This window comes from Gordonia sihwensis NBRC 108236, from assembly GCF_000333035.1.
Taxonomy (GTDB): domain Bacteria; phylum Actinomycetota; class Actinomycetes; order Mycobacteriales; family Mycobacteriaceae; genus Gordonia; species Gordonia sihwensis.
The window spans coordinates 31,761-58,370 of the sequence record NZ_BANU01000002.1 but is presented as its reverse complement, the minus strand read 5'-3'; the positions used below and the strand labels follow the sequence as shown (position 1 = coordinate 58,370).

Sequence of the window (26,610 nt, the reverse complement as noted above, 5' to 3'; positions counted from 1 at the left end):
CGCACTCGAAAGCCCAGCATGCGCCCCACCTCCTCCCTCCGTGCACTTCTCGCGACGCTGACAGCGGCCCTCCTGACCGGTGTCGTCCTCCTCACCGGTCCCGCCGTCGCCGGTGCCGCGCCCGGATCGTCGACGGCACCGGCCGACCGCGGAACGCCGGACGGTTCCATCGGTATCCGACTGCTCGACGTCCCCGCGAAGTCGAAGGACGATCCTCGGGCGCAGCTCTACATCATCGACAACCTGAACCCCGGCACCACGATCACACGCCATGTCCAGGTGACGAACGGCACCGACACCGCGATGAAGATCGCCGTCTACCCGGGACCGGCCGGCATCGTCGACGGCAGCTTCGTCCCGGGCGAGCCGGGAACGAAGAACCTCCTGACGTCGTGGACGAGCGTCGACAAGCCGAATCTGAACCTCGCGCCGGGACAGAAGGCCAGAGTCGCGGTGACGATCGCCGTACCCAAGGACGCGCCGGAGATGGAGCAGTACGGCGTCATTTGGGCGTCCACGGTGCCGAACCAGAACAAGGAGACCGGCATCGGCCTCGCATCCCGTGTCGGCGTCCGCATGTACCTCTCCACCGGACCCGGCAACGGCCCGCCGTCGGACTTCGCGATCGAGAAGCTCGAGGGACGTCGCGGTGCGGACAACGGCGCCGAAGTGACCGCCCACGTCACGAATACCGGAGGGCGCGCCGTCGACGTCACCGGCACCCTGAAGCTGAGTGAGGGACCCGGAGGGCTCTCCGCCAAGGCGGTCTCGTCGAAGGGCATGACCATCGCTCCGGGTGAGTCGGCCGACGTCGTGTTCGCAGTCCCGAACAGCGCACAGCTCCCGGACGGCCCGTGGAAGGCCGAGGTGCAGTTGGAGAGCGGGGTGCACACGCACGACTCGACCGCATCGATCACCTTCGACCAGTCGGATCAGACCGAAGGATCGTCGAACACCGCGCTGATCGTCACGATCGTCGTCATCGCCGCCGCAGCACTGGCGGGCATCGCCGCGTGGCTGCTCCGACGACGCCGGGGATCGTCGTCCGGGCCGGGAGAGTCCGTGTGAACAGCGCACTGAGGGCCGCGCTCGGCACCGTCGCCCTCGCGACTGCCGGAGTGTTGGCTGTCGGCGTCTGCCCCGCCTCGGCCACACCCTCTGAATCGACCACGTCGACGACGTCGCCGGCCGATTCCGCGGATGCGCAGTTCTCCGAGTCGCCGGCTCCGGACACGACGGCCGTGGTTCCGACCGCGGAGCCGACTGTCACGCCTACCGCGGAGACCACTGAGCCCATCACCGAGACCACCCCCGAGGCCGCCACCAGCCGTCCCCCGTCGTCGGTGTCCCCGGCGACCTCGACGACTTCCTCGAACCCGTCCACCGAGGACGTGAAACACGGACGCGCCGCCGTCGCGCCGTCGGCGGCATCGGATCTGTCGGTCTCGGCGGGCTCCTACGGGACCATCGTGCCGTACGCCACCAGCGCCACCGGCATCCTGCCCGCCGTCACGGTGAGTACGTGGCAGGGACAGGGCTGGTCCGCGAGCGCGTCTTCGACGGACTTCACCTGCCCGAACGGCGCAGTGATTCCTAAATCGCAGGTCACCTACAGTGCGACGGCGCCCGCCGGCGTCGCGGGCACCGCGACCGGCCCGCAGACGCTCGCGTCGCCGAAGACCGTGTTCACCAGCGGCGGATCTGGGCTGAACGGTGTTCTCAACACCGGCACCTGGACTCCGGCGCTCACCGTCGCCTACCCGAACGGCGCCTCGATGTGCACCTACACGGGAACGATCACCGTGTCGGCGTACTGATCGGTCGGCTCCGCTCTGCCGGGCTCAGCCGAACAATTCGTTGAACTTGACGAGCGACTTCTCGATGTCGCCCTTGACCGCCATCGCCGCGGCCTTGCCCGCCGGTCCGATCAGCGGCAGACCGCCGAGGTCGATGAGGAACGTGACCCGGGAGCCGTCGCCCTCCGGCTTCACGAGCAGGTTGATCTTGGCCTTCACTCCGCCCTTGCCGTTACCCTTGAGCACGACCTCGCCGGGCCGGTCGAGCTTCTCGATCTCCCACGCGAACCGCACGCGCGCCCCCTTGACGGAGACCACCGACGAGACCGCGGTGCCCTTCTTGAGGTCGTCGGGGGCGGGCAGCGGGCTGCGCCAGCCGTCGTGGAGGACCAGCCAGTCGTCGTACCGGGCGAGATCGGCGGCACACTTGAAGGCGTCTTCCGGGGAGAGCGCGACATGAATGGAGTCACTGGTCTTTGCCATGAGTACAGAGACTAACCGCCACCGCGCGTCACAGGTAGATCCGGCCCACGCCGGGACGGCACCCGAGCCGACGATCCTCGCGGCGGCGCGGTCGCTCCTGAACCGTGTCCTGGTGGGGCACGGCGTGTCGGTGCGAATCACCGAAGTGGAGGCCTACAACGGGCCCGACGACCCCGCTTCGCACGCGTTCACCCGGACGCCGCGGTCGGAGATCATGTACGGTCCGCCGAACCGCCTGTACGTGTATCAGATCCACACCCACCACTGCGCGAACGTGGTCACCAGTCCGGAGGGGCAGGGCTCGGCGGTGCTGATCCGAGCCGGCGCGGTGATCGACGGAGTGCAGGCGGCCCGCGACCGCCGCGGAGGCGTCGCCGAGCATCTCCTCGCACGCGGCCCGGGCAATCTCACCCGCGCGCTCGGAATCACCAAAGCCGACCTCGACACCGATCTGCTCGATCCGGTCGGCGTGCACCTGCTGCCCGCCGACCCGGCGTCGGATCCGACCGCCGGCGGGCACGTGATCGCCGGGCCGCGCGTGGGCGTCCGGCTCGCCGCCGACCGACCGTGGCGGTTCTGGATCGACGGCGAGCCGTCGGTGTCGGCGTACCGGCGGCATCCACGGGCCTGACCGACCCCCGGGAGTTGCCTACTGGGCCGGGCCTTCGCCCTTCGGCGGTTCGGCCTGTTCGGCCTGGGGCTGCTCGGCCGGGGCGTGCTCGGCTCTGCGGTCCTCGGGCTTCGACTGCTCGGCACCGACCGCCTTGCGCGCGGCGTCCTGAGCCTTGTCGACCTGCGAGGCGTACTTGTTGCCGGTGGCCTTGTCGATTAGGTCGCCGCCCTTCTCGATGAGATCGGGGTTCGACTTCAGCGCGTCCTTGGCCTTGTCCACGAGTCCTTTGAGATCCATGTGCCGATGGTACGTCGACTCAGGCGGGCGCGCGTCACACCGGCGGTCCAGTCACACCAGCGGTTCAGCGGTGCGCGACCGCCGATTCAGCACGCCGTCGAGCACGCGTGTGGAGACCTCCACCGCGACGATGCCCACGACCGCACACACTCCCGCGACCGCCATCATCGGACCGTTCGACGAGTCGAGGTGGAACCACCGCTGGCTCAGCGGAAGCATGAAGATCAGCACGTACATCCCGACCGAGACCGCGAGCAGCAGGATCTTCCACCAGTTGTAGGGACGCGCGACCACCACGAGCACGTACACCGCGACCGCGATCATGGTCGCGAGCGCGGCCGTGGCCGCCTGTGTCTGGACCGCGCCGACGGTCTGCGTGGCGTTGGCGACGGCGGCGATCCCGTCGGAGGGCCGGGTCGCCGCATTCGCGACGTACCCGCCCAGGGCCGCGGAGTAGTCGCGGTTCACCAGCAAGAAGCAGACGAACGTGGACAGGCCCACGATGATGCCGTTCGGCACCGCCTGCGTCAGCACCCGGCGGACGAAGCCCGGCTGAGCGCGCTCGTTGTTCGGCGCCAGCGAGAGGATGAAGGCAGGCACCCCGATGGTGAACCAGGCCGAGATGGTGACATGGATCGGCTGGAACGGGTAGCTGATCGACGCCCAGCCCATCACCTTGGCGAGCAGCCCCGCGCCGCCGATGAGCAGCGCCAGCAGCACCGCGTACACCGTCTTGGTGAGGAACAGGTTCGACACACGCTCGATGTTGCCGATCACTCGGCGGCCCTCGCCGACCACGTAGGGCAGCGTCGCGAACTTGTTGTCCAGCAGGACGATCTGCGCCACCGAACGCGCGGCCGACGAACCCGAACCCATCGCGACGCCGATGTCGGAGTCCTTGAGCGCGAGCACGTCGTTGACGCCGTCGCCGGTCATCGCGACGGTGTGGTCCTTGGACTGCAGGGCCTTGACCATCGCGCGTTTCTGGTCCGGGCGCACCCGGCCGAAGGCATCGTGGTCGGCGATCACACCGGCCAGTTCGGCGTCGTCGGTCGGCAACTCGCGAGCGTCGACGGCGGTCTCGGGCGAGCCGAGTCCCAGCGACTCCCCGACGGCGCCCACCGATCGGGCGTTGTCGCCGGAGATGATCTTGACCGCGACATTCTGCGACTCGAAGTACTCGATGGTGTCGCGGGCGTCGGGTCGCACACGCTGCTCCAACACCACCAGGGCGGTGGGCACGAGCGTTCCGGGCACCGCCGTGTCGGCCGTCGGCTCGGTATCGACCGGAACATCGGTGGTCGCGACCAGCAGCACCCGCAATCCGGTCGATCCGAGGTCGGACGCCAGCCGGGCCGTGTCGCTGTCGGGGTCGAGCAATACGTCGGGTGCGCCGATCAGCCAGTTCCCCACCGAGACGCCGGACGCGTCGATGAACGACATGCCCGAGAACTTGTTGGCCGAACTGAACGGCAGCACCGCGGAGGTCGACCACTCGGGAGCGTCCGGGAACGCCTCCTGGATCGCCGCGATGCTGGCGTTGGGCCGCGGATCGTGCGCGGCGATCGCCGCGAGGGCCGCTTCCACATCCCCCTGCTTCACCGCGCCCGGACCCGAGCCGGGTGCCACGATCCGCACCTCCGACAGCCGCATGCCGTTCTCGGTCAGCGTGCCGGTCTTGTCGGTGCACACCACATCGACGCGCGCCAGACCTTCGATGGCCGGGAGTTCGTTCACCAGGCACTGCCGCTGCCCCAGGCGGACCACACCGACCGCGAAGGCGATCGACGTCATCAGCACGAGGCCTTCGGGCACCATCGGAACCAGCGCGGCGACCATGCCCAGCAGTGCGGTGCGCAGCCCGTTCTGGCTGATGAACAGCTGGTTGATGATCGTCAGGATGCCCGCCGGGATCAGCAGCCAGGTGATCACCCGGAGGATCTGATCGATTCCCGAACGCAGCTCCGACGACACGAGCGAGAACTTCGAGGCCTCCGCGGCGAGCTTGTTGGCGTACGAATCAGCGCCGACCTTGGTGGCGCGATACGCACCCGAGCCGGCCACCACGAAGCTGCCGGACATGATCTCGTCGCCGAGAGACTTATCGACGGCGTCCGCCTCGCCGGTGAGCAGCGACTCGTCCATGTCGAGCGACTCCGACTCGATGGTCTCGCCGTCGACGATCACCTGATCGCCGGGACCGAGTTCGATGACGTCGCCCAGCACCACCTGATCGGAGGGGATCTCGGCGGCGATTCCGTTGCGCCGGACCACCGGTCTGGTCTGTCCGACGATCGCCAGCCGGTCGAGGGTGCGCTTGGCGCGGACCTCCTGAATGATGCCGATGCCGCTGTTGGCGACGATCAGCAGCCCGAACAGTCCGTTGATGAACGAGCCGGTGGCGGCGACGATCAGGAACAGCACCCCGAGGATTGCGTTGATCCTGGTGAACACGTTGGCCCGGACGATGTCGGCGACCGAGCGGCCCGACTTGTCGGAGGTGACGTTGACCTGCCCCGCCGCGACGCGTGCGGCCACCTGCTCGTCGGTGAGCCCCGGATCGCGCTCGGTGGTCGTCGATGTGGTCATGCGGATCGCTCCCACCAGGTCGGATCGGAAAAGGCTGTGCCGCTGCGGCTGTGCGCGACCAGCGTGGCGCCGGGCCGCGGCACGCAGATGTCGACGCCCACCCGGTCCGCCTCGGTCGTGAGTCTGCCGACGGGGTCGGCCCACGAGTGCCGCGCGAGATTGAACGTACCCCAGTGGATCGGGACGAAGAGCGCGTCGCGCTCGTCGCCGTTCAGCAGTCGATGGACCACGAGTGCCTCTTCCGGGTCGACGTGGACGTCCGGCCACACGGGATCGTAGGCGCCGACGGCCACGAGGCTGAGATCGAACGGGCCGAGCGCCGCGCCGGTGTCGGCGTAGCTCTCCGTGAATCCGGTGTCGCCCGAGAAGAAGAAGCGGTGCTGCGGTCCCACGGCCGCCCAGCTGACCCACTGGGTCAGGTTGCGGGAGAGTCCACGGCCCGAGAAGTGCCGGGCGGGCACCGCGTGGAAGCTGATCGTGGTGCCGCGGACCGTCAGATCCACCTGTTCGAACCAGTCGGCCTGCCGAATGCGCGCGGCATCGACGCCCCATGAGATCAGATGCGCCGCGACACCGATCGGCACGACGAAGATCGCGTTCGGCTGTGTCAGCGCGATGGTCAGCACCGTCGGGGTGTCCAGATGGTCGTAGTGATCGTGGCTGATCAGCACGACGTCGAGCGGGGGCAGCTCGCCGGCCGTCAGGGGCGCCCGGTGCATGCGCCGGGGACCGATGCTCTGCGAGGGCGAGCAACGGTCGGACAGCACCGGATCAGTGACGATCCGCACGCCGTCGAGTTCGACGGCCATGCTCGCATGGCCCAGCCAGGTGGCTGACAGCGCACCGGGTTCGCCGGAGAACTCGGGACGCAGAACCGGGACGCGGTGGCCGGGCCTCCCCCGACGCCGCATCATGTCGATCATCACCGACATGTCCGGGCCCTGGACCTGAGCGGCGGCCTCGCGGTTGGCGAAGACTCCGTCCGTCGCGAACCGCGAAGCCGCGGTCATCGGTGCGATCTGTTCGCGGCTCGCGCCCACCGCGTGCACGGGCGGCAAGATCCGTGCCGTCCGCGCGAGTCTCGCCTGTACTGCCGAAGCGCTTTCGGCGACGGTGTTTCCCAGTGTCCTCACGCTTGTCTAGCGTAATCGTTGTCGAAACCGCCGGAGTTCTACACAAGGAGTGCCGCGCCATGCCGCCCACGCGAAGCCCGTACGTCACCGATCCCGCGGACTACTGGGGCGGGATCGACGACGCGGTGCGCCGCGCCGGACTCGACTCCCCTGTGCTCGCACTCGATCTCGGGGCACTCGAACACAACATCGCCGATCTGCGCGCCCGCGCCGGGGGCGTCCCGATCCGGGTGGCCAGCAAGTCGCTGCGTGTGCGCTCGGTCATCGACGACGTCCTCGGGCGCGACGGATTCGCCGGCGTCCTGGCCTACGACGTCGCCGAAGCGCACTGGCTGGCCACCGAATCCGGGATCACCGACGTACTCCTGGGATACCCGACGGTCAGACGGGGCGCCCTGGAACGGCTGCTGGCCGACGAGACGGCGTGCGAGCGGGTGACCCTGCTCATCGACGACCCGGCTCAACTCGACATCGTCGACGACGTCGCCGCCGCGCGGCGGCGACCGGAGGTCCGGATCGCGATCGACCTCGACGCCTCCCTGCGCGCCGCCGCCGGCCACGTCCACGTCGGGGTCCGCCGCTCCCCCGTTCACACCGTGGAGCAGGCACGCTCCCTGGCGCGCACGGTCGTCGCGCGCGACGGGTTCCGTCTGGTGGGCGCGATGTCGTACGAAGCGCAGGTCGCGGGGGTCGGAAACGAGGTCGCGGGCAAGTTCCTGACCAACACCGCGGTGCAGACCATGCAGGCGGTGTCGATGCTGGAACTGCGGCGCCGCCGCGGAAAGGCGATCGCGGCGCTGCGCGAGGTGGCCGACCTGGAGTTCGTCAACGCCGGCGGCACCGGATCGCTGGAGGAGACGGCCAAGGACCGGGCGATCACCGACATCGCCGCGGGCAGCGGCTTCTTCGGCGGACATCTCTTCGACACGTACAAGCACTTCCGTCCGGCGCCCGCGCTGTCCTTCGGACTCGACGTTCTGCGCCGTCCCGACGACGAAATCGTGACATGTGCCGGGGGTGGATGGATCGCCTCCGGACCCCCGGGACCCGACCGTCTCCCCAAGCCGGTCTGGCCCGCCGGCCTGCAGTTCATCGGCACCGAGGCCGCGGGCGAGGTGCAGACTCCGCTGCGTGGTTCGGCCGCACGGTCGCTGACGGTCGGCGATAGGGTGTGGTTCCGGCACACCAAGTCGGGTGAAGTGTGCGAGAGGTCGGAGTCGGTGGCCCTCATCGAACGAGACTCCGGCGGGCGTGCGGACGTCGTCGAGGTGGTTCCGACCTACCGTGGAGAAGGGAAGTGTTTCTTGTGAGCCGAGCGGCATCGGGTACGTGGACGAACTGGGGCGGGACCGCGCACTGCGCCCCCAGCAGGCTCATCGTCCCGCAGAGCGTCGACGAACTGGCCGCCGCCGTCCGGGCCGCGGCCGAACGCGGTGAGACGGTGAAGCCGGTCGGCGCAGGCCACAGTTTCTCGGAGATCGCCGTCGCACCGGGCATCCAGGTCGGCATGTCGGGATTCCAGGGCGTTCGCGCCGTCGACGCCGACCGCAAGCGCATCACCCTCGGAGCGGGCACCCACCTGCACCAGATTCCGGCGATGCTCGAGCCGCTGGGTCTGGCGATGACCAATCTCGGCGACATCGACCGGCAGACGGTCTCCGGAGCCACGTCCACCGGCACGCACGGCACGGGCGGGGCGTTCGGCGGCATCTCGACGCAGATCCGCGGCGTCACGCTGGTCGACGGAACCGGGCAGGTCCGCACCGTCGGCGAGGACGACCCCGACCTGAAGGCCGCAGCTCTCGGCCTCGGCGCACTCGGCGTGCTGACCGATGTCACGCTCCAGCTGGTGGACGCCTTCGCGATCGAAGCGGTGGAGGCACCCGCCGACGCGGACGAGACCATCGACGGCTTCCTCGATCGAGTCGCCTCCGTGGATCACTACGAGTTCTACTGGTTCCCGCACACCACCCGCACCCTCACCAAGACCAACACCCGGCTGCCCGCGGGCACCCCCGCGAACGGACCGTCCAAGATCCGCCGCTACATCGACGACGAACTGCTCTCGAACGGGATGTTCCGGGTGCTGTGCACGCTCAGCGCCACCCAGCCGCGCGTGGTCCCCGCGATCAATCAGGTGTCGGGGCGGGCGCTGTCGGCGCGCACATACACCGACCGCTCCGACAAGATCTTCATCTCCGCACGCAACGTTCGGTTCCGCGAGATGGAGTACGCGATCCCCCTCGAAGCGGTACCGGAGGCGCTGCGCGAACTGCGTGCCACCATCAACCGGCGCAGGCACAAGGTGAGCTTCCCGGTCGAGGTGCGCGCGGCCGCGGCCGACGACCTGATGCTCTCGACGGCGAGCGGCCGGGCGTCGGGTTACATCGCGGTACACCGCTATCACCGCGACGACGTGCGCGACTCCGAGGCCTACTTCCGCGACGTCGAGGACATCATGGTCGCGCACGGCGGCCGGCCGCACTGGGGCAAGATGCACACCCGCGACGCGGAGTACCTCCGCAGTGTGTATCCCGAGTTCGACGACTTCCTCGCCGTCCGGAATCACTTCGATCCGAACCGCACCTTCGCGAACCCCTATCTGCGGCAGACCCTCGGCGACTGATCAGCGCCCCTGAAACTCAGCGTCCCTGAAACACCGGGGCACGCTTCTCCGCCCGCGCGGCACGGGCCTCCTGAACGTCCTCGCTGAGCCACGCCGCGCGCATGGCGGCCGCTCGTTCCTCGGGCGCGTCGTCTCGCGCCCCGTCTCCGGTGAGCACGAGCTTGTAGTGCCGCAGGGTGAGCGGCGCGTACTCGGCGATCTCGGCGGCCCACTTCTGGGCGACGGCCAGATCACCGAACCTGTTGGCGAAGCCGAGCGTGAGGGCACGGTCCGACGAGAGCGGCTCGCAGCCGAGCAGCATCCCGCGCGCCTGGCCCGCACCCACCAGCGACACGAGCCTCCTGATGGTCCACTCGTCGACGGCGACGCCGATCTTGGCCGCCGGAATCCCCGCGAACGCCACATCGGCCATCACCCGGAGATCGGCCGCCATCGCCAGCTGCAATCCGGCTCCGAGCGCGGCGCCGTTCAGTGCGGCGATGACGGGGACGGGAGTCGATTCGATCTGCTCGATGAGCGCGACGAGCCGGTCCAGGAACGACTGGTCGTAGACGGGACCGGAGAGGTCGGCGCCAGCACTGAAGACATTGCCCCGACCGGTGAGCACGATGGCGCGGGCGCCGCCGTCGACCGCGGCCGTGAACGCCTCCGAGAGGCCCTGGACCATGTCCTGATCGAGGGCGTTCCGCTTCTCCTCGCGGGCGAGTTCGATGGTCGTCACGGATCCCACGGTGCTGCTCACAATCATGCGGGCATGCTATCCACCGCGCTTCAGCAGTGCCTTCCGGGCCCGACTTGATACTGAACCATTGACAATTTGTTGTGTTTTCCCAACACTATGTTTTGTGAGTCCGATCAGGCGGGGACCCAAGCTCCCCATCTACAACCGCATCGCCGTTCTGCGCGCGGAGCGGAAGATGTCACGGGCACAGTTGGCCGAACTGGTCGACATCAATGTTCAGTCGGTCGGCGCGCTGGAGCGTGGCGACAACTATCCGAGCCTCGACCTGGCGTTCCGGATCTGCGACGTCTTCGGCCTGCCGGTCGAAGCGGTCTTCAGCCGGACCGAGTTCACCGCCATGTCGACGGAACTGTACGGGGGACCCGACCATGCATGACCCGAACTACGTGTTTCCAGACTCCGCCATCCCCGAATGGGTGCGGCGGTACAGCCGGTCGGCGGCGCGACGCCACGACACCTTCGTCCGAACCACCGGTACGTGGCTGCCCGGCCTTCGCAACCGCCGCGGCCGACGATTGCTGTCGTCGGTCCTGCTGATCCTGCTCTGCGTGGTGGTGATCTCCTCGATCGCATCGTTCTGGGCGCCGCTGTGGTCGGCCGTGCCCTTCGCGATCGGCCTGGTGACCTCCCTCGTGGTGCTGATGATGCTGCGAGTGGTCACCGAATCCATCGCGGGCGCACCCGCCGACACCCTCGACGAGTTGCAGCTGACTCAGCGCAACGCCGCCCGCGCGCTCAGCTACAACCTGCTCCTGCCGCCGATGATGGTCGTCTACGCCATCCTCATCGTCCTCGGCTACCGCGACTACGTCTCCGGTGAGACCGTCATGTCGATCGCGTGGCTGCTGATCGCGTCCGTGTACGCGCTCTCCTGCGTTCCGGACGTCCTCATGTCCTGGTGGATGCAGGACCCCGAACCCGAACACTCCAGCGACGAGATCTAGGAGATCCCCGTGCCACAAGCACTGAACATCAATCACCTCGCCAAGTCGTACGGCTCCGTGCGGGCGCTCGACGATGTCACCTTCTCCGTGGCGCCGGGCGAGATCTTCGGATTCGTCGGCAGCAACGGGGCAGGCAAGTCGACCACGATGCGCATCGTGCTCGGCGTGCTGGCCGCCGATTCCGGCGACGTGCGGCTCGGCGACGCGCCCATCGACTTCGACGGCCGCAAGCGAATCGGGTACATGCCCGAGGAGCGCGGTCTCTACCCGAAGATGAAGGTCGGCGATCAGCTCGCCTACCTCGCACGGCTGCACGGATTGTCGAAGTCCGAGGCCGCCGACGCGACCGAGAAGTGGACTCGCAGGCTGGGCATCCACGGTCGGCTCGGCGACCAGGTCAACGACCTCTCGCTCGGCAACCAACAGCGCGTGCAGTTGGCCGCCGCACTGGTGCACGACCCCGATTTGCTGGTGCTCGACGAGCCCTTCTCCGGGCTCGATCCGGTGGCCGTCGACGTGATGAGCGAAGTCCTCACCGACAAGGCCGCGCAGGGCATCCCGGTCATCTTCTCCTCGCACCAGCTCGACCTGGTGGAGCGTCTCTGCGACCGAGTCGGCGTCATCTCCGGCGGGGTGATGAAGGCACTCGGCACCGTCGACGACCTCCGTGCCCGCGACGGCCTTCGCTTGGAGGTGCGCGGCCCACGGTCGGAGACCCGCTGGGCCGACGGCCTGCCGGGCGTCACCGATGTGGAGTACCGCGACGCTTCGGCCGTGCTGCACATCGACCACGGAACCGACGACCAGCAGATTCTCACCGCCGCGATGGCCGCCGGCCCAGTGCACCGGTTCGCCACCACCGCCCCTTCCCTGACCGAGCTGTTCCGAGAGTTGGTGTGACGAAATGAATTCCACGTTGAACAACATCAAGCTCGTCGCCGGGCGCGAGATCAACACCCGCGCGCGGGAGAAGTCGTTCATCATCTCGACCGGCGTGATGATGGCGGTGATCATCATCGGCGCCATCGTCTGGTCCGCACTGTCCGGCGGCGACAGCGTCGACAGGGTCGGGATCGTCGGCGCAGACGCCGGACTGTCGGCGACCATCGAGTCCGGCGGAGACGCCGCCGGACAGCGGATCGAGACCGAAGTGCTGCCGAACGCCGACGCGGCGCGGTCGGCCGTCGGCGACGGGGATCTGGCCGCGGCTCTCATCGTCACCGGACCCGGTGCCTACACCGCCGTCAGCAAGAACGGCATGGATCCGACGATCGAGGGCGTCCTGCGCGGTGCCGTCGCCCAGCGAGATCTGTCGGAGGCGCTGTCCGCCCGCGGCGTCGACGCCGCCTCGCTGCCGCAGCCTCGTTTCACGCTGGACCGGACGCAGGCCGAGAAGCCCGACGAGGCGCAGCGTGTGACCGTCGCCCTGATCGGATCGATCCTGCTGATCATGACGATCATGATGGGCGGGCTGATGGTGGCAGTGGGCGTGGTGGAGGAGAAGTCGTCGCGCATCGTCGAACTGCTGCTGTCGGCCGTGCGTCCGCTCCAGCTGCTCTGGGGCAAGATCCTCGGTATCGGCGCCATCTCTCTGGCACAGGTGGTGCTGATCGGAGCGACCGCGCTCATCGCGGGCCGCGCCACCGGGCTCCTCACCCTGACCGGCACCGCGACCACCGTCTTCGCCGCCGTGATCGCATGGTTCCTGCTCGGATTCCTCTTCTTCGCCGCGCTCTATGCGGCCACCGGCGCGATGGTGAGCCGGCAGGAGGAATTGAACTCCAGTTCGGCACCGCTGACGATCCTCGTGCTCGCCGCACTGTACTCCGGCACCTTCGGCATCCAGGCGCTCGATTCCACGCTGATTCAGACGCTCAGTTGGATCCCGCCGTTCAGCGCAGTGCTGATGCCCATCCGCATCGCGACCGGAGACACCGATCCGGGGCAGGTGATCGGCACCTTCGCCATCATGGTCGCCGCCTGCCTGCTCGCCGTCTGGGTCGCATCGCGGATCTACACGCGGTCGATCCTGCGCACCGGCAGTCGTATCAAGTGGGGTGAGGTGGCCGCGATGGTGTCGGGCCGGAAGTGAGCCGAGGCTGCGCGCCCGGCTTGAGCAGCAGAGGTTGCCAGAGGTCCTGTCGGAGGTTTTGTCGGAGGGGATCGGTATGATTCGAACATAGAAACACAGCAGAAGTGTTCTCGGACACTGTGCAGGTCGAAAGGGGGTGGGTTCGATGGTCGCGTCAGAAGTGCTGCTCCCGGACGACCCGGCCGCCCTCGCGCGGCTGTTGGAAGCTGCGGCGACCAAGTTCGCGTCCCTGCCGCTGTCCGCGGTCCCAGAAGACACCCTGCTGGAAACCGTCGAGACATTGGAACGTACGCATCGTCGTCTCGACGGTGTCGACGCCGCGGTGTTGGTGGAGGTCTCCGACCGGGCGCCTACCGCAAAGCCGGATACCTGTCGGTGCATCAGTATTTGGCGCAGGGGTTGCGGCTCGGTGACGGTGCCGCCCGACGCCGGCGCGTCAGCGCCGCCGGGATCGGACGGTTCACCGACCTGCAAGGCCAAACCCGCGAACCGGTACTGCCGGCGACCGCGGTCGCGGTCGGCGAGGGAGCGATCGGTGCCGACCACGTCCGCGAGATCGACGCCGTCATGGACAAGATCCCCACCGCCATCGACGCCGACACCCGAGCACGCGCCGAGGCACAGCTGGCGTCGGTCGCGCGCGAGCTGAGTCCGGCCGGAGTCCGCACCGCCGGCATCCGACTGCTCGCGCACCTGGATCCGGACGGAACCGTCACCGACGAACGCGACCGCAAACGCCTGCGCGGCTTCACGATCCTGCCGCAGGATCTGCGGCTGATGAGCAAAGTCCGCGGGTATCTGACCCCGGCGTTGCGGGCGGAAATGGAGGCGGCACTGCCGTCGTGGGCGGCACCGGGGATGAACAATCCCGACGACCCGGACTCCCCGTCGGGGACCGTGGAGTCGGCCGACCCGGCCGCTCTGGCGGCCGCCGTCGAACGCGATACTCGCACGCCCGGGCAGCGCACCCATGACGGTCTGCAAGCCCTGCTGCGCACCTCCCGTGGTGTTGGGGGTGGTCGGCGGTCGGGTGATCTGGTCATCACCGTCACCGACCGGGAGTTGGCCGAGCGGGCGGGGGTGGCGTTGACCGCGACCGGGACTCGGCTGCCGGTGGCGGAGTTGATCGAGGTCGCTGCTACCGCGACCCCGCATCTGGCGGTCTTCTCCGCCCACGCCGGGCAGGCGTTGTATCTCGGTCGGGGTCGCCGGCTGGCGTCGCGGGCGCAGCGGTTGATGCTCTTCGCCCGCGACCACGGCTGCACCGCCCCCGGCTGCGACGCCCCGTTCACCCGCACCCAAGCCCATCACTTCCCCGACTGGGCCGACGGCGGACCCACCGACATCGACCACCTCGGCGCCGCATGCGGGCGCCACAATCGCTCCGTCGGCCCCCGCCCCGGGCAATGGCAGACGATGATCCTGATCGACGGACCCCACGCCGGCCGCGTCGCCTGGCGACCCAGCGGCAACCGCACCGCCCGACGATGGCGGATCAACCAGATCCACCACGCCGAACTCCTCCCGGACCACGAACCGCAGCCGCCGCCCGAACCCAGCGAATCCCGGATCGAGAACTACCTCGACACCCTCCTGGCCGCCTGACCGGACACACCGCTGGCGCCGGCGCCGGATCGTGGGGACGATGGACAGCATGGCTCCATCGAACGACTTCGGTCCCGACGACTTCGACCGCTTCGCTCGCGAAGCCGGAGAAGGCTTGCGGAAGCTGCTCCGTCAAGCCCTCGACAATCCTCGGACCACGCTCACCTGGGCCGACATCGCGGCCTCTGCCACTCGCCCGCGCACGTCGCCGGAGCCTGAACAGGATGCCGGGATCATCGACGCGGAGCCGGGCGTGTGGGCCATCGTGCGCGACGACGGCGGCCCGCGCGTGGAGCGGGTCTTCGCCACCGAACTCGAAGCACTGCGCGCCAACCAACAGAACACCGATCCCGCGCGATCAGTTCAGTTCCTCGAGTTCGGGGCCGACCTCACGGCCAACTGAGCCGGCTGTCAGATCGTGACGACTCCTCGACCGGTCGCTCCGCCGGCGAGAATGCGGTCGAGTGCCTGCGGCAACTCGTCGAGCCCCACCTCGTAGGTCAGCAGATCCAGATGCTGCGGGCGCAGATCGGTCTCGAGTCGCTGCCACAGGGCACGCCGGGCGGTGATGCCGAGCTGGACCGAGTCGATGCCGGCCAGGGTCACCCCGCGCAGAATGAAGGGCATCACCGTGGTCGGCAGGTCCGCCCCGCCGGTCAGACCGCTCGCGGCGACAGTACCGCCGTAACGGACAGTACTGAGAACGTAGGCGAGCGTCCTTCCGCCCACACAGTCGACGGCCGACGCCCATCGCTGTTTGTCGAGCGGACGGATCCGCGCCTCGGGGTCCTCCGGGAGCCGGCCGATCACCGACGACGCCCCCAACCGGGTGAGCAGGTCCACAGCATCGGGTTTGCCCGACGATGCGACGACCTCGAAACCGAACTTCGAGAGCAGATCCACACTCACCGAACCGACACCGCCGCTGGCGCCGGTGACCAGGATCGGCCAGTCGGAGGGACGATAGCCGCCGTCCAAGATCGCTTTCACACTCATCGCCGCGGTGAATCCCGCAGTGCCGATCGCGGCGGCCTCCCGAGTCGAGAGAGATTCGAGACGAACCACCTGGTCGGCAGGGACCCGCGCGTACTCGGCGTACCCCCCGTGACGGGCGGTACCGATGTCGTAGCCGTGAGCGACCACGGGGTCGCCCGGCGCGAACTCCGGTGAGGTCGATTCACTCACCACTCCAGCGATGTCGATGCCCGGAACGATCGGATACTCGCGGACCACGCCTCCGCGTGGCGTGACGGCCAAAGCGTCCTTGTAGTTGATGCTCGAGTACTCGACCTTGATGGTCACTTCGCCCGGAGGGAGGAAGGTGTCGTCGACCGTCTCCGCGGCCAGGCTGATGCCGTCAGCGCTCTCGCGTGCCACCATCGCGGTGAATGTCATCTTCGCTCCTTGGGTGTGGGGTGTGGGGGGTGGGGGTTTCGACTCGCTTCGCTCGCTCAACCAGCGGGACTACGAAGCTCGCTCAACCAGCGGAACTACGAGACTCGCCCAACCAGCGGACCGCTCCGGCCTGCCTCGCCGACCGGTCCGTCCGGGAACGACGAAGGCCGCGTCGCAGGGAAGCGACGCGGCCTTGTCTGTCATTCCGAGGTCAGACGCCGAGCAGATCGATCACGAAGATCAGGGTCTTGCCCGAGAGCCGGTGTCCGGCGCCCGCCGGACCGTAGGCCAGCTCCGGCGGAACCACCAGTCGGCGTCGACCGCCGACCTTCATTCCGGGAATGCCCTCCTGCCAACCGGGGATCAACGCGTCGAGGGGGAATCGGGCGGACTGCCCGCGGTCCCACGACGAGTCGAACTCCTCGCCGGAGTCGAACTCCACGCCGACGTAGTGCACGTCGACGGTGCCGCCGTGCTGCGCTTCGGGACCGTCGCCGATCACCAGGTCGGTGATCTCCAGCGACGTCGGGGCCGGGCCCTCCGGAAAGTCGACTTCGGGCTTGCTCATGGTCAGCGGTCCCCCATCTGGACGTAATCACGTTCGGTGTAACCGGTGTACAGCTGACGCGGACGGCCGATCTTGGTGGTCGGATCGTTGTGCATCTCACGCCAGTGAGCGATCCAGCCGGGCAGCCGGCCGAGAGCGAACAGCACGGTGAACATGCGGGTCGGGAAGCCCATCGCCCGGTAGATGACGCCGGTGTAGAAGTCCACGTTCGGGTAGAGCTTGCGCTCGACGAAGTAGTCGTCGTGCAGCGCGACCTCTTCCAGGCCCTTCGCGATGTCGAGCAGCTCGTCCTCCACACCCAGCGAGGTGAGGATCTGATCGGCGGTCTTCTTCACGATCGCTGCACGCGGATCGTAGTTCTTGTACACGCGGTGACCGAAGCCCATGAGCTTCACGCCGTCTTCCTTGTTCTTCACCTTGGTCATGAAGGCCTTGGTGTCGCCGCCGGAAGCGCGGATCTCGTCGAGCATCTCCAGTACCGCCTGGTTGGCACCGCCGTGCAGCGGGCCCCAGAGCGCGTTGATGCCGCCCGAGATGGAGGTGAAGAGGTTGGCCTGCGACGAGCCCACCAGACGCACCGTCGACGTCGAGCAGTTCTGCTCGTGATCGGCGTGCAGGATGAACAGCATGTCGAGGGCCTTGGCGACCTCAGGATCGACCTCGTAGGGCTCGGCCGGGAAGCCGAAGGTCATCCGGAGGAAGTTCTCGACCAGGCTCAGCGAGTTGTCCGGGTACAGGAACGGCTGCCCCTGCGACTTCTTGTACGCGTAGGCCGCGATGGTCGGCAGCTTGGCGAGGAGCCGGATCGTGGCCAGCTCCACCTGCTCGGGATCCTTCGGATCGAGCGAGTCCTGGTAGTAGGCGCTCAGCGCGTTGACCGCACTCGAGACCACCGGCATCGGGTGCGCGTTGCGCGGGAAGCCGTCGAAGAACCGCTTGAGGTCCTCGTGCAGGAGGGTGTGCCGCTGGATCTTGGTGGCGAACTCCTCCAACTGCGCGGCAGTCGGCAGCTCACCGTAGATCAGCAGGTAGCTCACCTCGATGAAGGTGGACTTCTCCGCCAGCTGCTCGATCGGGATACCGCGGTACCGCAGGATGCCCGCATCACCGTCGATATAGGTGATCGCGGACTTCGTCGACGCGGTGTTGACGAAGCCCCCGTCGAAGGTCGTCAACCCGGTCTGGGCGAGGAACGGGCCCAGAGCGACGGAATCGCTGCCCTCGGTGGCCTTGAGGATCGGCAGGTCGATCTCGCCACCCGGGTAGGTGAACTTTCCTGTCGCCTGTTCGGTCACGTCATTGTCAACGGACACACAAACCCCTTTGACTCGCGGGTGAGCAGTTGCTGGGTAACAACCTAGTCGTGGTTCGACTGAGACGCCGCATGAGGGTCACCTCGGCGCCCGCGACGCTTGTCGCGTGCTCAGCTTACTCACATGTCGGTACCGTGTTGGAATGCGAGAGCTCCGAGCGGGAAGCGACGCCGTCCTCCTGGACTTCAGCACCGGCCGGGCCCCCGAAGCCGAAGCCGCACACACCGCGCGTGCCCTTCGCGAGGCCCTCGACGAGGGTCGCCTGATGCCGTGCGACATCGTGCCCGGCGCACACACGATCCTCGTGGAGACCCGACCCGGTTCCGGCTTGGACGAGTTGTCGGTGCTGCGGGTGGTCCACGACGCACGGCGGTCCTTCACTCCCCCGGACGAGCACTCCCCGACTCCTTCACCGCCGGATCTGGTGATCCCGGTGGTGTACGACGGCGACGATCTCGCCGACGCGGCAGCACTCGCCGGAATGACCGAGAAACAGCTGATCGCAACGCATTCGAGAGTGCTGTGGACCGTGCAGTTCATGGGGTTCGCGCCCGGCTTCGGCTATCTCGTACCCGGCCCCGAGACCAGCGCTCGGGACGCCGACGCCCTCGCTCGCATCACTCGCCGCGGCCAATCGCGGCCCGCCGTGCCGACGGGATCGGTCGCCGTCGCCGCCGGCTACAGCGCCGTCTACCCGCGCAGCAGTCCGGGCGGCTGGTTCCTGCTCGGCCGCACCGATCTGCCGATGTGGGACAGCGAGGCCCGTCCGCCGTCACTGCTGACCGCGGGAATGACGGTCCGCTTCGAGCCGACCGAGGCGCCATCGTGACACATCCCACTCCGGCCACTCCGGCACAGCAACCTCAGGCGCGCCTGAGCATCGAGGCTCCGGGCCCGCTCGCCACCGTTCAGGACTTCGGTCGCCCCGGCCTCGCGCATCTCGGCGTACCACGATCCGGCGCGGCCGACCTCCCGTCCCTCGCGCAGGCGAACAGACTCGTCGGGAACCCCGAGGACGCCGCGGCGATCGAGGTGACGCTCGGCGGATGGGCGGCGCGGGCCACGGGCCGGATGCTGATCGCGGTCACCGGCCCGGCGGTCAGCCTCACCGTCGACGGCGTCGAAGTCGGCAGCCACAGCGTCGTCGCGGTCCACGACGGCGGCGTGATCCGCATCCACACCCCGTCTCGCGGCTGCCGGAACTATCTCGCGGTGCGCGGCGGGTTCGATGTACCGGCGGAACTCGGTTCCCGATCCACCGACACCCTCTCCGGACTGGGCCCGGCCCCCCTGCGCGCCGGCGACGTGCTGACCGTCGGAACCTGCGAGGACGACTGGCCCGCAACCTCGCTCGCACCCGTCGGCAGCATCGCGGACATCGTCGAACTGGTCGCCGCCCCCGGACCGCGCGACGACCGGCTCGTCGACGTCGGAGTTCTCGGGACCGGACGCTGGCGGGTGGCGCCGGCGAGCAACCGCGTCGGAGTCCGCCTGGACCGAGCCCACTCCGCCCCGCCGCTCGAGCACCGCTCCGACCTGCCGGAGATGCGCAGCGAGGGCGTCCCGCTCGGCGGTGTGCAGATCCCGCCGAGCGGCCAGCCGGTGATCTTCCTCGCCGACCACCCGGTGACCGGCGGATACCCGGTGGTGGCCGTCCTGAACCCGGAGTCGGTCTGGCGGGCAGCGCAACTGACGGCGGGCGACGAGGTGCGGTTCGTCCTGCGATGAGTCCCGCACCCCGGGCCATTGACTGTCGAGATCGTTGACTGTCGAGAGCGTTGACTGTCGAGATCGTTGGCTGTCGAGATCGTTGACTAGCAGTATCGTTGACTAGCGGTGAGACGGATATTAACGTTTGTCTCATGACCCAGGTGACAGCCCCGTCCGGCAGTGAGCGATTCGACGACAACGGCCGCGTCCCGGGCGCTCGATCCTCATCCGACATTCCGGCTCCGGGACCCGGCTCGGTCACCTGGCGCTACTTCGGAAGCTGGCGGGGGATGCTGATGGGCCTGTGGTCGGGCTCGATGCAGAACATGCACCCCAAGCTCGCCGCCGGAGTCTGGGATCACTCCGACTTCTTCGGCGAGCGCTGGGAACGCCTCATGCGCTCGCTCTACCCGATCAGCGGCGTCGTCTTCGACCAGACCCCGGAGACGGGCCGCAGCGTGCGCGACTACCACCTCACCATCAAAGGCACCATGGACAACGGCGAGCGCTATCACGCGCTCGATCCCGACGTCTTCTACTGGGCGCACGCGACGTTCTGGTACGGGAACATCCGGTGCGCCGAGGCCTTCGGCCCACCGATCTCCGAGGCGGACAAGCGAGCGTTGTTCGAGGAGTCTCGTGGCTGGTACGCCCAGTACGGCGTCAGCATGCGTCCGTGCCCCGACACCTACGAGGAGTTCCTCGAGTACTGGGACCACATGTGCCGGCATGTGCTCCGCGACCATGCCGCAGTGCGCACCGTGTTGGACATCTCGCAGCTGCCGCCTCCGCCCTGGATGCGCGCGTGGATGCCTATGTGGTTGTGGCGCAAGCAGATCCGAGTCGTCGGGCGGTTCTTCATGTGGATCACCACCGGTCTGTACGACGAACCGGTCCGCGAGATGATGGAGTTGACGTGGACCCCCGCCGACGAGCGCCGGTTCCGGCTCTTCGGGAAGGCGGTGAACGCGGTGATGGGGCTGCTGCCGCCGCGCTATGAGAGTCATCCCCGCCGCCGGGACGCCGTCGACCGACTGTCGGGCCGTGTCGCGGCCGACGCGCCGCTGCTGGAGAGCCCGCTTCGCAACCTTCCGCCGGAATCAGAACGCGGCAATCCCATCCACTACTGTCCGGTGCACGCCTCGCGCAGGGCCAACTTGCCGTGGCAGAGCAACGACGCGGCCCCGCGTCGGTAGTCGTCGCCTCCCGCTCACCGGGTCAGCGCGGCGATGATCGAGTTCCTGCAATCGCTCGACTGAACGTCCCCGGACATCACAGCTAACCCGTCGATACCCGGTACCGATAGAACACCGGCACGGCCAGCGTCGCGACGACCGTGAAGATCACCACCAGCACACCGCCTCCGGCGAAGGTCGCAGCGGTCCCGGCCGCGGCCGCCGCGGCGCCGTGGGTCACGTCTGCGATGCGCGGGCCGCCCGCGACCACCACGATGAAGACGCCCTGCAGTCGGCCGCGGACGTCGTCGCTGGCCGCCGACTGCAGCATCGTCTGGCGGAAGGCCGCCGACGCCATGTCCGCGGCACCGCCGATCATCAGGGCCAGCACCACGATCGGGAGGACGGGAAGCATGGAGCCGTGGGCGAACACCAACACCCCGCCCGCCACCGCGATCGAGACACCCCAGATCAGCACGCACACCACCACCGCGCGTCCCTGCCGCTGCACCCGCGACACCCAGCCAGACAGGACGCCGCCGACCACCGCGCCGAGCGGGATGGCGATGAACAGCAGCGCGAAGGCCACGCCGCCGTCGGACGGTCCACCGAAGCTCTCATGTGCGATCTGCGGGAACAGCGCGCGCGGCATCCCGAAGATCATGGCGATCAGGTCGATGACGAACGACATCAGGAGCACCGGGTGGCCCTTCAGGTACACCAGGCCGTCGACCACCGACCGGAAGCCGGCGGTGGGCCGCGCGGGCGGCGTACCGCCGTCGCCCGCGTCGGGGACGCCGTGCTCCGGCGGCAGCGGGGGCAGGCTCACCACCGCCCACAGGGTCGCGAACAGACAGACGGCGTCGACGAAGTACAGGGTCGAGAAGCCCAGAACCGGGATCAGCGCACCGCCGACCAGGGGTCCGGCGATGGCACCGGCCTGCATCACGGTCATGTTCAGCGAGTTCGCGGCGGGCAGTCGTTCGAGCGGCAGGATGCGAGGCAGAACAGCTGTGCGAGTGGGCTGATTGACAGCGAAGAAGGCCTGCTGGAGCGCGAAGATCACCAGCAGGAGCCAGACATTGCCGACTCCGGCCGCCGCCTGTGCCCAGAAGGCCGCGGAGGTGACGATCAGGCCGACAGTGGTGACCATCAGGATGCGGCGCCTGTCGAAGGTGTCGGCGAGCGCCCCGCCCCATAACCCGAAGACCACCAGGGGGACGAGGCCGAAGACACCGCTGAGTCCGACGTACGCCGAGCTTCCGGTGATCGCGTACAACTGTGCGGGCACGGCGACGATGGTCAGTTGCGCACCGACCACCGTGATGATGTTGGCGGTCCAGAGCCGGCGGAAGTAGACGTTCTGCAGCGGCCGGGTATCGGCCAGGATTCCACGCGCCATCAGGGCTGGAGCCGCTCCAACCGCCAGCCGTCGGCGGTCCGGACGGCGCAGGCCCGGTTGTGCAACCGGTTGGCGCGCCCCTGCCAGAACTCGACGACGTCCGGCTCCAGGCGGTATCCGCCCCAGCCCGGCGGAACCGGTACCGGCTCCCCCTCGTCCGCACCGCCGAATCGTTCCGCGACCGCCGCCGCGGCCTCCTCCAGTTCCGCACGGGAGCCGATCGGCTGCGACTGCGCCGATGCGAACGCCGACAGCTGCGATCCGCGCGGCCGCGATTCCCAGTAGCGGCGGGTCTCTTCCGAGTCCACCTTCACCACGCGGCCGCGGAAGTGGACCTGGCGCTCCAGCGCGATCCACGGAAACGTCGCCGACGCATGGGGATTGGCAGCGATGGCCCGTCCCTTCTGCGAGTCGTAGCCGGTGAAGAAGACGATGCCCGCTTCGCTGACTCCCTTGCACAGCACGGTGCGCGTCGCCGGACGGCCCTGCGCATCGACGGTTCCCAGCACCATGGCGTTGGGTTCGGGGATGCGCGCGGCGATGGCTTCGGCCAGCCATGTCTCGAAGAGCGATAGCCAGGGCGGGTCCCCGGTCAGCCATGACGGATCGAGGTTCGCTCGCACTCCGTCGGCACCCGCCGCCCCGTCACCCGGACCGTCCGCACCCGACCCGTATCCGACTCGCATACTCGGCAGGTCTACCAGCTTCTTCACGCCCTGCATGCTACTTCCGATCACACCACCAGCCGATCCGGCAGTCCGTCGCCGCCCGGCACCGGCGCCGGCGCGTCGACTCCGGACACCGCCCGGTAGGCCCGACCGACCAGTTCGATCCCACGCACGAGCGTCTGGGCATCGAGCGTGTACGGGATCCTGATGTGGCCGTCGAAGCCGCCGAGCGGGCCGAACGAGCCGCCGGGGATCAGTCGGACGCCGAGTTCGGCCGCCGCCGCGGCCGTCGCGGTCGCCACCGGGCGGGGCAGCGCCACCCACAGGCAGAGACCGCCCACACCGCGCACCGGCACCGCGCCGGGCAGGTGCCGGCCGATCGCCCGCAACGCGGCCGCGCGTTGGGCGCGGAGCACCGCCCGGCGTGCGGGAAGGAAGGCGTCGAGATTCGCGAGTGCGTACTGAGCCGCGAACTGCTCCACCACCGCTCCCCCGAGGTCGGATTCGTAGCGAGCCAGCGCGTAGGCGTCCGGCCTGCCGTCGACGCGGATCCAGCCGACGCGCAGACCCGGCCAGACGGTCTTGCTGGCCGAACCGAGTGTGATGATCTGCGACCTGTGCCTCGGTCCCCGTGCGGAGGGAGCGAAGGCCGCCACCGGCGGCGGCGCACTCACGTCGAGCCCCAACTCCACCATCGTCTCGTCGACGATCACCGGCACCCGGTGACGCGCGGAGATCTCGGCGAGGCGCAGGCGCCCGGCCTCGTCGAGCAGCAGTCCGGTGGGATTGTGGAAATCGGGAATGGCGAAGATCAGGCGCGGTTGCTGCAACCGGACCACCGATTCGAGCTGGTCGAGGTCCCAGCCATAGGTGGGATGCAGTCCCACCGTGACCGGCCGGGCACGATGCCGGGCGAGGGCCAGGATGGTCCCGTGATGAGTCGGCTGCTCGAGCAGGACGCGATCACCCGGCGCGACGTGGACGTCGAGCACCAGGCGCAACGCGTGCTGAGCGCCGGAGGTGACGAGGATCTGATCAGGCGTGGTCGGCAGACCGCGCGCGGTGTACCTCTCGGCGATCGTCTCCGCGAGTGCACGCAGGCCGTTGGGATACAGCCCGGTTCCGGCGAGGTAGCCCGGCGCGCATTCGAGTGCATGGCGGAATCCGTCGTGAACGATCTGTTCGGGAGCGGTCGGCGCGGCGATGTTGAGCTTGATCATGTCGGCTTCGGCCCCGAGATCGATCGGCTCCGGCGGCACCTGCACCGGCAGGGTGAGCACACTGCGCGCCCCCTGCCGCGACTGCAGATGGCCGCCGTCGCGCAGCGCCGCGTAGGCCGCCGCCACCGTCGTGCGCGAGACGTTCAGCGCCTGCGCGAGGGTGCGTTCACTCGGCAGCGCGGTGCCGACCGGAACGCGTCCGTCGAGCACCAGCATCCGCAGCGCGTCCGCAAGCGCCTGATAGCCGGGCCGCGGACCGTCCGGGCGCCAGGCCCCGAGATGTCGTGCCAGTGCGGCCGCACCGATTGCGCCGGTAGGAGTGATCACAAGTCCAGTGTTCCACAACTGGCTATGGATTCAATGGCCAGTTTCGGCCACGGTGGTCTCATGTTCAAGAGACTCCTCGCACTCGCCGTCGGCCTCGTGCTCTACGGCGCTTCGATGGCGATGATCCTGCACGCCGGACTCGGCAACATCCCCTGGGACGTCCTGCATCAGGGAATCGCCGACCAGGTGGGCCTCTCGATCGGCACGGTGTCGATCATCGTCGGTGCGGTGGTCCTGCTCGCATGGCTTCCGCTCCGACAACGGCCCGGCGTGGGCACCGTGGCGAACGTGGTGGTCCTCGGCCTGACCTTCGACGCGGTCTCGCCCTACCTGCCCGACCGGCCAGGGCTCGCGGTCGCGGTCCCCATGATGCTGGGCGGCATCGTCCTCAACGGCTTCGCCACCGCGCTGTACATCGGCGCACGGCTCGGCCCCGGGCCGCGCGACGGCCTGATGACCGGGATCGTTGCGCGGACGGGATGGTCGGTGCGCGTGGTCCGAACCGTCCTGGAAGTCGCAGTGGTGGCGGTCGGGTTCGCTCTCGGCGGCACCCTCGGGGTCGGCACCGTGCTCTACGCGGTGGCAGTCGGTCCGCTCATCCAACTGTTCGCCCGGCTGATGCGCGTCGATCGCGCGGTGGCCGGCGAGACCCGCGTCACGGACGCGGCCCACACCTCTGCCGCAGGTCTGCCCAATTCTTCAGAACCCGCTATTGCCCCAGATCCCGCCGCTCCCAGAGCGCCGCGGCGGCGACCACGAAGGCCGCTGCGGCGAGCGCCGGGATCACGAGCGGCAGCGCCTGGACCGATTGCAGCGGAATCTGGGGAACGTGCGTGAACGGCGACACGTCGCGCACCCACTGCGGCAGGCCGAGCATCCCGCCGAAGGGGCCCAGCAGCCACGAGGCGATGAGGATCGGCCAGCCGACCACGGCGAGCCGTCCCCGGGCGCCGTACAGCAGCACGGCCAGCGACATGGTCGCCGCGGCCGCCGGGACCGAAGCCGCCGCCATCGGGAATGCGACCTCCGCCGTGCTCCCCCATCCCGCGCCGGAGAGTCCGGCGCCGAGGAGGACCGATGCCGGCGCCGCCGCCATCACGATCACCACGGTGACACCGATGACACCCGCCTGGGTCCAGAAGTAGCGTCGCCGGGACACCGGGGTGGCGAGCAGCACCTCGAGGCGACCGCTCACTTCCTCCGACCGCCATTTGGTGAGCAGCGAGACGCCCGCACCCACCGCCGCTACCGCGAGGAACCCGGTCATCGTCGACAGGAAGACCTGTTTCAGTGTGCCCGCCGCTCCGGACGACTCGAGGAAGTCGGTGATCGCCTTGTTGGTACCCGCGAACTGATCCACCTGATCAGTGATGACGCCGACCGTGACGCCGTACACCGCGACGCCGCCGATCCAGGCCGCCGCCGTCGAACGGCTCTGCCGCCACGCGAGAGCCAGCGGCGACCGCAAGTGCGGTCCGGTCGCCGGGCCGGGTCTGGCGGCGAGCAGCCCCGCCCCCAGGTCGCGGCGCCTGCGGACCACCGGAGCCAGCGCGAGACCTGCGACGAACGCCGCGACGGAGGCCAGCGCCGGCCAGAAACTGTTGCCGTCGAAGGGCTCGATCGCCTCGGCCCAGCCGACCGGGTTCGTCCATCTCAACCAGGCCGCGGCGGGCACCGTGTCGGCGACGCCGCGCAGGACGTATCCGGCGAGCACCACGCCGGACGCGGCGAGATTCGCCGAATGGGCCGAGGGGAACACCTCGGCGGCGACCAGCGCCAGGCCGGCGGCGGCCAGACCGGTCGAGGCGTATTGCGCGAACACCGCGAGCAGCGACACCGGGTCCGCGCCGTCGACGGTGAGCAGGCTCGCCGCCATCGCCGCGGACACGACGAGCACGAAACCGACGACGAC

Annotated in this window: 25 protein-coding genes and 2 pseudogenes; 15 read left to right on the top strand and 12 right to left on the bottom strand. The window is 68.9% G+C overall.

Going from position 1 to position 26,610, the window contains the following annotated elements; all coding sequences use genetic code 11:
- Window positions 1-18: 18 nt before the first annotated feature.
- Window positions 19-1,068, top strand: coding sequence for a COG1361 family protein (locus GSI01S_RS01910; RefSeq protein ID WP_006894633.1), 1,050 nt, complete (start codon window positions 19-21; stop codon window positions 1,066-1,068).
- The gene (locus GSI01S_RS19435) at window positions 1,065-1,817 is read left to right on the top strand and encodes a hypothetical protein (RefSeq protein WP_006894631.1); all 753 of its coding nucleotides are present in this window, start codon (window positions 1,065-1,067) and stop codon (window positions 1,815-1,817) included. Before GSI01S_RS01910 ends, GSI01S_RS19435 begins: the two co-directional genes overlap by 4 nt.
- Window positions 1,818-1,841: 24 nt before the next feature.
- Here GSI01S_RS19435 and GSI01S_RS01900 read toward each other — a convergent pair whose 3' ends face one another.
- Complete coding sequence (locus tag GSI01S_RS01900) at window positions 1,842-2,279, bottom strand: type II toxin-antitoxin system Rv0910 family toxin (RefSeq protein ID WP_006894629.1); 438 nt, start codon at window positions 2,277-2,279, stop codon at window positions 1,842-1,844.
- Here GSI01S_RS01900 and GSI01S_RS01895 point away from each other — a divergent pair.
- Window positions 2,257-2,910, top strand: a complete 654-nt coding sequence (locus GSI01S_RS01895; protein WP_006894627.1) for a DNA-3-methyladenine glycosylase — start codon at window positions 2,257-2,259, stop codon at window positions 2,908-2,910. The two genes, GSI01S_RS01900 and GSI01S_RS01895, sit on opposite strands and share 23 nt — an antisense overlap.
- Window positions 2,911-2,928: 18 nt before the next feature.
- Here the strand turns inward: GSI01S_RS01895 and GSI01S_RS01890 are convergent, their stop codons facing one another.
- The 3 genes from GSI01S_RS01890 to GSI01S_RS01880 are packed head-to-tail and all read right to left on the bottom strand — an operon-like array spanning window position 2,929 to window position 6,827.
- Window positions 2,929-3,189, bottom strand: a complete 261-nt coding sequence (locus tag GSI01S_RS01890) for an antitoxin (protein ID WP_039866711.1) — start codon at window positions 3,187-3,189, stop codon at window positions 2,929-2,931.
- A 51-nt stretch (window positions 3,190-3,240) separates the two neighbouring features.
- Window positions 3,241-5,778 carry an HAD-IC family P-type ATPase gene (locus GSI01S_RS01885; protein ID WP_006894625.1) on the bottom strand — a complete coding sequence of 846 codons (2,538 nt, stop codon included), beginning with the start codon at window positions 5,776-5,778 and terminating at the stop codon, window positions 3,241-3,243.
- Complete coding sequence (locus GSI01S_RS01880; protein ID WP_006894624.1) at window positions 5,775-6,827, bottom strand: MBL fold metallo-hydrolase; 1,053 nt, start codon at window positions 6,825-6,827, stop codon at window positions 5,775-5,777. Before GSI01S_RS01880 ends, GSI01S_RS01885 begins: the two co-directional genes overlap by 4 nt.
- A gap of 143 nt (window positions 6,828-6,970) precedes the next feature.
- Here GSI01S_RS01880 and GSI01S_RS01875 point away from each other — a divergent pair, with 143 nt between their 5' ends.
- Both GSI01S_RS01875 and GSI01S_RS01870 read left to right on the top strand, forming a co-directional pair.
- Window positions 6,971-8,221, top strand: coding sequence for an alanine racemase (locus tag GSI01S_RS01875; RefSeq protein ID WP_006894622.1), 1,251 nt, complete (start codon window positions 6,971-6,973; stop codon window positions 8,219-8,221).
- Window positions 8,218-9,537 carry a D-arabinono-1,4-lactone oxidase gene (locus tag GSI01S_RS01870; protein ID WP_006894621.1) on the top strand — a complete coding sequence of 440 codons (1,320 nt, stop codon included), beginning with the start codon at window positions 8,218-8,220 and terminating at the stop codon, window positions 9,535-9,537. The genes GSI01S_RS01875 and GSI01S_RS01870 overlap by 4 nt, the downstream gene beginning before the upstream one ends.
- Window positions 9,538-9,553: 16 nt before the next feature.
- On the opposite strand, the gene GSI01S_RS01865 is transcribed toward GSI01S_RS01870, so the two are convergent.
- A complete protein-coding gene (locus tag GSI01S_RS01865; protein ID WP_006894620.1) occupies window positions 9,554-10,285 on the bottom strand; it encodes an enoyl-CoA hydratase in 732 nt (243 codons plus the stop codon).
- A gap of 97 nt (window positions 10,286-10,382) precedes the next feature.
- Here GSI01S_RS01865 and GSI01S_RS01860 point away from each other — a divergent pair, with 97 nt between their 5' ends.
- From GSI01S_RS01860 to GSI01S_RS01835, 6 genes and pseudogenes are all read left to right on the top strand, one after another.
- Window positions 10,383-10,655 (top strand): helix-turn-helix transcriptional regulator, encoded by a 273-nt coding sequence (locus tag GSI01S_RS01860; protein ID WP_006894618.1) that lies wholly within the window; start codon window positions 10,383-10,385, stop codon window positions 10,653-10,655.
- Entirely contained in the window at window positions 10,648-11,223 is a 576-nt protein-coding gene (locus tag GSI01S_RS01855) for a hypothetical protein (RefSeq protein WP_006894616.1), read from the top strand. The genes GSI01S_RS01860 and GSI01S_RS01855 overlap by 8 nt, the downstream gene beginning before the upstream one ends.
- Before the next feature lie 9 nt (window positions 11,224-11,232).
- Window positions 11,233-12,123, top strand: coding sequence for an ABC transporter ATP-binding protein (locus tag GSI01S_RS01850; protein WP_006894615.1), 891 nt, complete (start codon window positions 11,233-11,235; stop codon window positions 12,121-12,123).
- A 4-nt stretch (window positions 12,124-12,127) separates the two neighbouring features.
- Entirely contained in the window at window positions 12,128-13,315 is a 1,188-nt protein-coding gene (locus GSI01S_RS01845; RefSeq protein ID WP_039866710.1) for an ABC transporter permease, read from the top strand.
- A gap of 145 nt (window positions 13,316-13,460) precedes the next feature.
- Window positions 13,461-14,920: pseudogene (locus GSI01S_RS01840) on the top strand (HNH endonuclease signature motif containing protein).
- Window positions 14,921-14,969: 49 nt separating this feature from the next.
- A complete protein-coding gene (locus tag GSI01S_RS01835) occupies window positions 14,970-15,323 on the top strand; it encodes an Rv0313 family protein (protein WP_006894606.1) in 354 nt (117 codons plus the stop codon).
- A gap of 8 nt (window positions 15,324-15,331) precedes the next feature.
- On the opposite strand, the gene GSI01S_RS01830 is transcribed toward GSI01S_RS01835, so the two are convergent.
- From GSI01S_RS01830 to GSI01S_RS01820, 3 genes are all read right to left on the bottom strand, one after another.
- Entirely contained in the window at window positions 15,332-16,315 is a 984-nt protein-coding gene (locus tag GSI01S_RS01830; RefSeq protein ID WP_006894605.1) for an oxidoreductase, read from the bottom strand.
- Window positions 16,316-16,526: 211 nt separating this feature from the next.
- Window positions 16,527-16,883, bottom strand: coding sequence for an FKBP-type peptidyl-prolyl cis-trans isomerase (locus GSI01S_RS01825; RefSeq protein WP_006894604.1), 357 nt, complete (start codon window positions 16,881-16,883; stop codon window positions 16,527-16,529).
- A 2-nt stretch (window positions 16,884-16,885) separates the two neighbouring features.
- Window positions 16,886-18,196, bottom strand: coding sequence for a citrate synthase (locus GSI01S_RS01820; protein ID WP_006894603.1), 1,311 nt, complete (start codon window positions 18,194-18,196; stop codon window positions 16,886-16,888).
- A 142-nt stretch (window positions 18,197-18,338) separates the two neighbouring features.
- Between GSI01S_RS01820 and GSI01S_RS19970 the strand changes: the two genes are divergently transcribed.
- The 3 genes from GSI01S_RS19970 to GSI01S_RS01805 all read left to right on the top strand — a co-directional run bounded on the left by GSI01S_RS19970 (window position 18,339) and on the right by GSI01S_RS01805 (window position 21,102).
- Window positions 18,339-19,025 (top strand): 5-oxoprolinase subunit B family protein, encoded by a 687-nt coding sequence (locus tag GSI01S_RS19970; protein WP_006894602.1) that lies wholly within the window; start codon window positions 18,339-18,341, stop codon window positions 19,023-19,025.
- Complete coding sequence (locus GSI01S_RS19965) at window positions 19,022-19,924, top strand: 5-oxoprolinase subunit C family protein (RefSeq protein WP_006894601.1); 903 nt, start codon at window positions 19,022-19,024, stop codon at window positions 19,922-19,924. Before GSI01S_RS19970 ends, GSI01S_RS19965 begins: the two co-directional genes overlap by 4 nt.
- A 134-nt stretch (window positions 19,925-20,058) precedes the next feature.
- Window positions 20,059-21,102: an oxygenase MpaB family protein gene (locus tag GSI01S_RS01805; protein ID WP_006894600.1), complete on the top strand. Its 1,044-nt coding sequence runs from the start codon at window positions 20,059-20,061 to the stop codon at window positions 21,100-21,102.
- A gap of 82 nt (window positions 21,103-21,184) precedes the next feature.
- On the opposite strand, the gene GSI01S_RS01800 is transcribed toward GSI01S_RS01805, so the two are convergent.
- From GSI01S_RS01800 to yczR, 3 genes are read right to left on the bottom strand one after another with little or no spacing between them, the layout of a single operon-like run.
- A complete protein-coding gene (locus GSI01S_RS01800; protein WP_006894599.1) occupies window positions 21,185-22,483 on the bottom strand; it encodes an MFS transporter in 1,299 nt (432 codons plus the stop codon).
- Window positions 22,483-23,205 carry a pyridoxamine 5'-phosphate oxidase gene (pdxH, locus tag GSI01S_RS01795; RefSeq protein ID WP_006894598.1) on the bottom strand — a complete coding sequence of 241 codons (723 nt, stop codon included), beginning with the start codon at window positions 23,203-23,205 and terminating at the stop codon, window positions 22,483-22,485. Before pdxH ends, GSI01S_RS01800 begins: the two co-directional genes overlap by 1 nt.
- An 11-nt stretch (window positions 23,206-23,216) precedes the next feature.
- Window positions 23,217-24,698, bottom strand: coding sequence for a MocR-like transcription factor YczR (yczR, locus tag GSI01S_RS01790; RefSeq protein ID WP_039866708.1), 1,482 nt, complete (start codon window positions 24,696-24,698; stop codon window positions 23,217-23,219).
- Window positions 24,699-24,758: 60 nt separating this feature from the next.
- On the opposite strand from yczR, the gene yczE reads away from it, so the two are divergent.
- Window positions 24,759-25,535 carry a membrane protein YczE gene (gene yczE, locus GSI01S_RS01785; RefSeq protein ID WP_231875717.1) on the top strand — a complete coding sequence of 259 codons (777 nt, stop codon included), beginning with the start codon at window positions 24,759-24,761 and terminating at the stop codon, window positions 25,533-25,535.
- On the opposite strand, the pseudogene GSI01S_RS20805 reads toward yczE, so the two are convergent.
- Window positions 25,498-26,574: pseudogene (locus GSI01S_RS20805) on the bottom strand (efflux permease Rv1217c-related protein); the annotation flags it as partial. The gene yczE and the pseudogene GSI01S_RS20805 overlap by 38 nt on opposite strands.
- Window positions 26,575-26,610: the final 36 nt, after the last annotated feature.

Excerpts from the sequence above, each read along its gene's own strand:
- GSI01S_RS01800 (WP_006894599.1), bottom strand. The coding sequence starts at position 22,483 with ATGGCGCGTGGAATCCTGGCCGATACCCGGCCGCTGCAGAACGTCTAC.
- yczE (WP_231875717.1), top strand. The coding sequence starts at position 24,759 with ATGTTCAAGAGACTCCTCGCACTCGCCGTCGGCCTCGTGCTCTACGGC.
- GSI01S_RS01805 (WP_006894600.1), top strand. The coding sequence starts at position 20,059 with ATGACCCAGGTGACAGCCCCGTCCGGCAGTGAGCGATTCGACGACAAC.
- GSI01S_RS01885 (WP_006894625.1), bottom strand. The coding sequence starts at position 5,778 with ATGACCACATCGACGACCACCGAGCGCGATCCGGGGCTCACCGACGAG.
- GSI01S_RS01865 (WP_006894620.1), bottom strand. The coding sequence starts at position 10,285 with ATGATTGTGAGCAGCACCGTGGGATCCGTGACGACCATCGAACTCGCC.
- GSI01S_RS01855 (WP_006894616.1), top strand. The coding sequence starts at position 10,648 with ATGCATGACCCGAACTACGTGTTTCCAGACTCCGCCATCCCCGAATGG.
- GSI01S_RS01835 (WP_006894606.1), top strand. The coding sequence starts at position 14,970 with ATGGCTCCATCGAACGACTTCGGTCCCGACGACTTCGACCGCTTCGCT.
- GSI01S_RS01910 (WP_006894633.1), top strand. The coding sequence starts at position 19 with ATGCGCCCCACCTCCTCCCTCCGTGCACTTCTCGCGACGCTGACAGCG.
- GSI01S_RS01900 (WP_006894629.1), bottom strand. The coding sequence starts at position 2,279 with ATGGCAAAGACCAGTGACTCCATTCATGTCGCGCTCTCCCCGGAAGAC.
- GSI01S_RS01825 (WP_006894604.1), bottom strand. The coding sequence starts at position 16,883 with ATGAGCAAGCCCGAAGTCGACTTTCCGGAGGGCCCGGCCCCGACGTCG.
- GSI01S_RS01895 (WP_006894627.1), top strand. The coding sequence starts at position 2,257 with ATGGAGTCACTGGTCTTTGCCATGAGTACAGAGACTAACCGCCACCGC.
- GSI01S_RS01875 (WP_006894622.1), top strand. The coding sequence starts at position 6,971 with ATGCCGCCCACGCGAAGCCCGTACGTCACCGATCCCGCGGACTACTGG.
- GSI01S_RS01890 (WP_039866711.1), bottom strand. The coding sequence starts at position 3,189 with ATGGATCTCAAAGGACTCGTGGACAAGGCCAAGGACGCGCTGAAGTCG.
- GSI01S_RS01845 (WP_039866710.1), top strand. The coding sequence starts at position 12,128 with ATGAATTCCACGTTGAACAACATCAAGCTCGTCGCCGGGCGCGAGATC.
- pdxH (WP_006894598.1), bottom strand. The coding sequence starts at position 23,205 with ATGCAGGGCGTGAAGAAGCTGGTAGACCTGCCGAGTATGCGAGTCGGA.
- GSI01S_RS19970 (WP_006894602.1), top strand. The coding sequence starts at position 18,339 with ATGCGAGAGCTCCGAGCGGGAAGCGACGCCGTCCTCCTGGACTTCAGC.
- GSI01S_RS01830 (WP_006894605.1), bottom strand. The coding sequence starts at position 16,315 with ATGACATTCACCGCGATGGTGGCACGCGAGAGCGCTGACGGCATCAGC.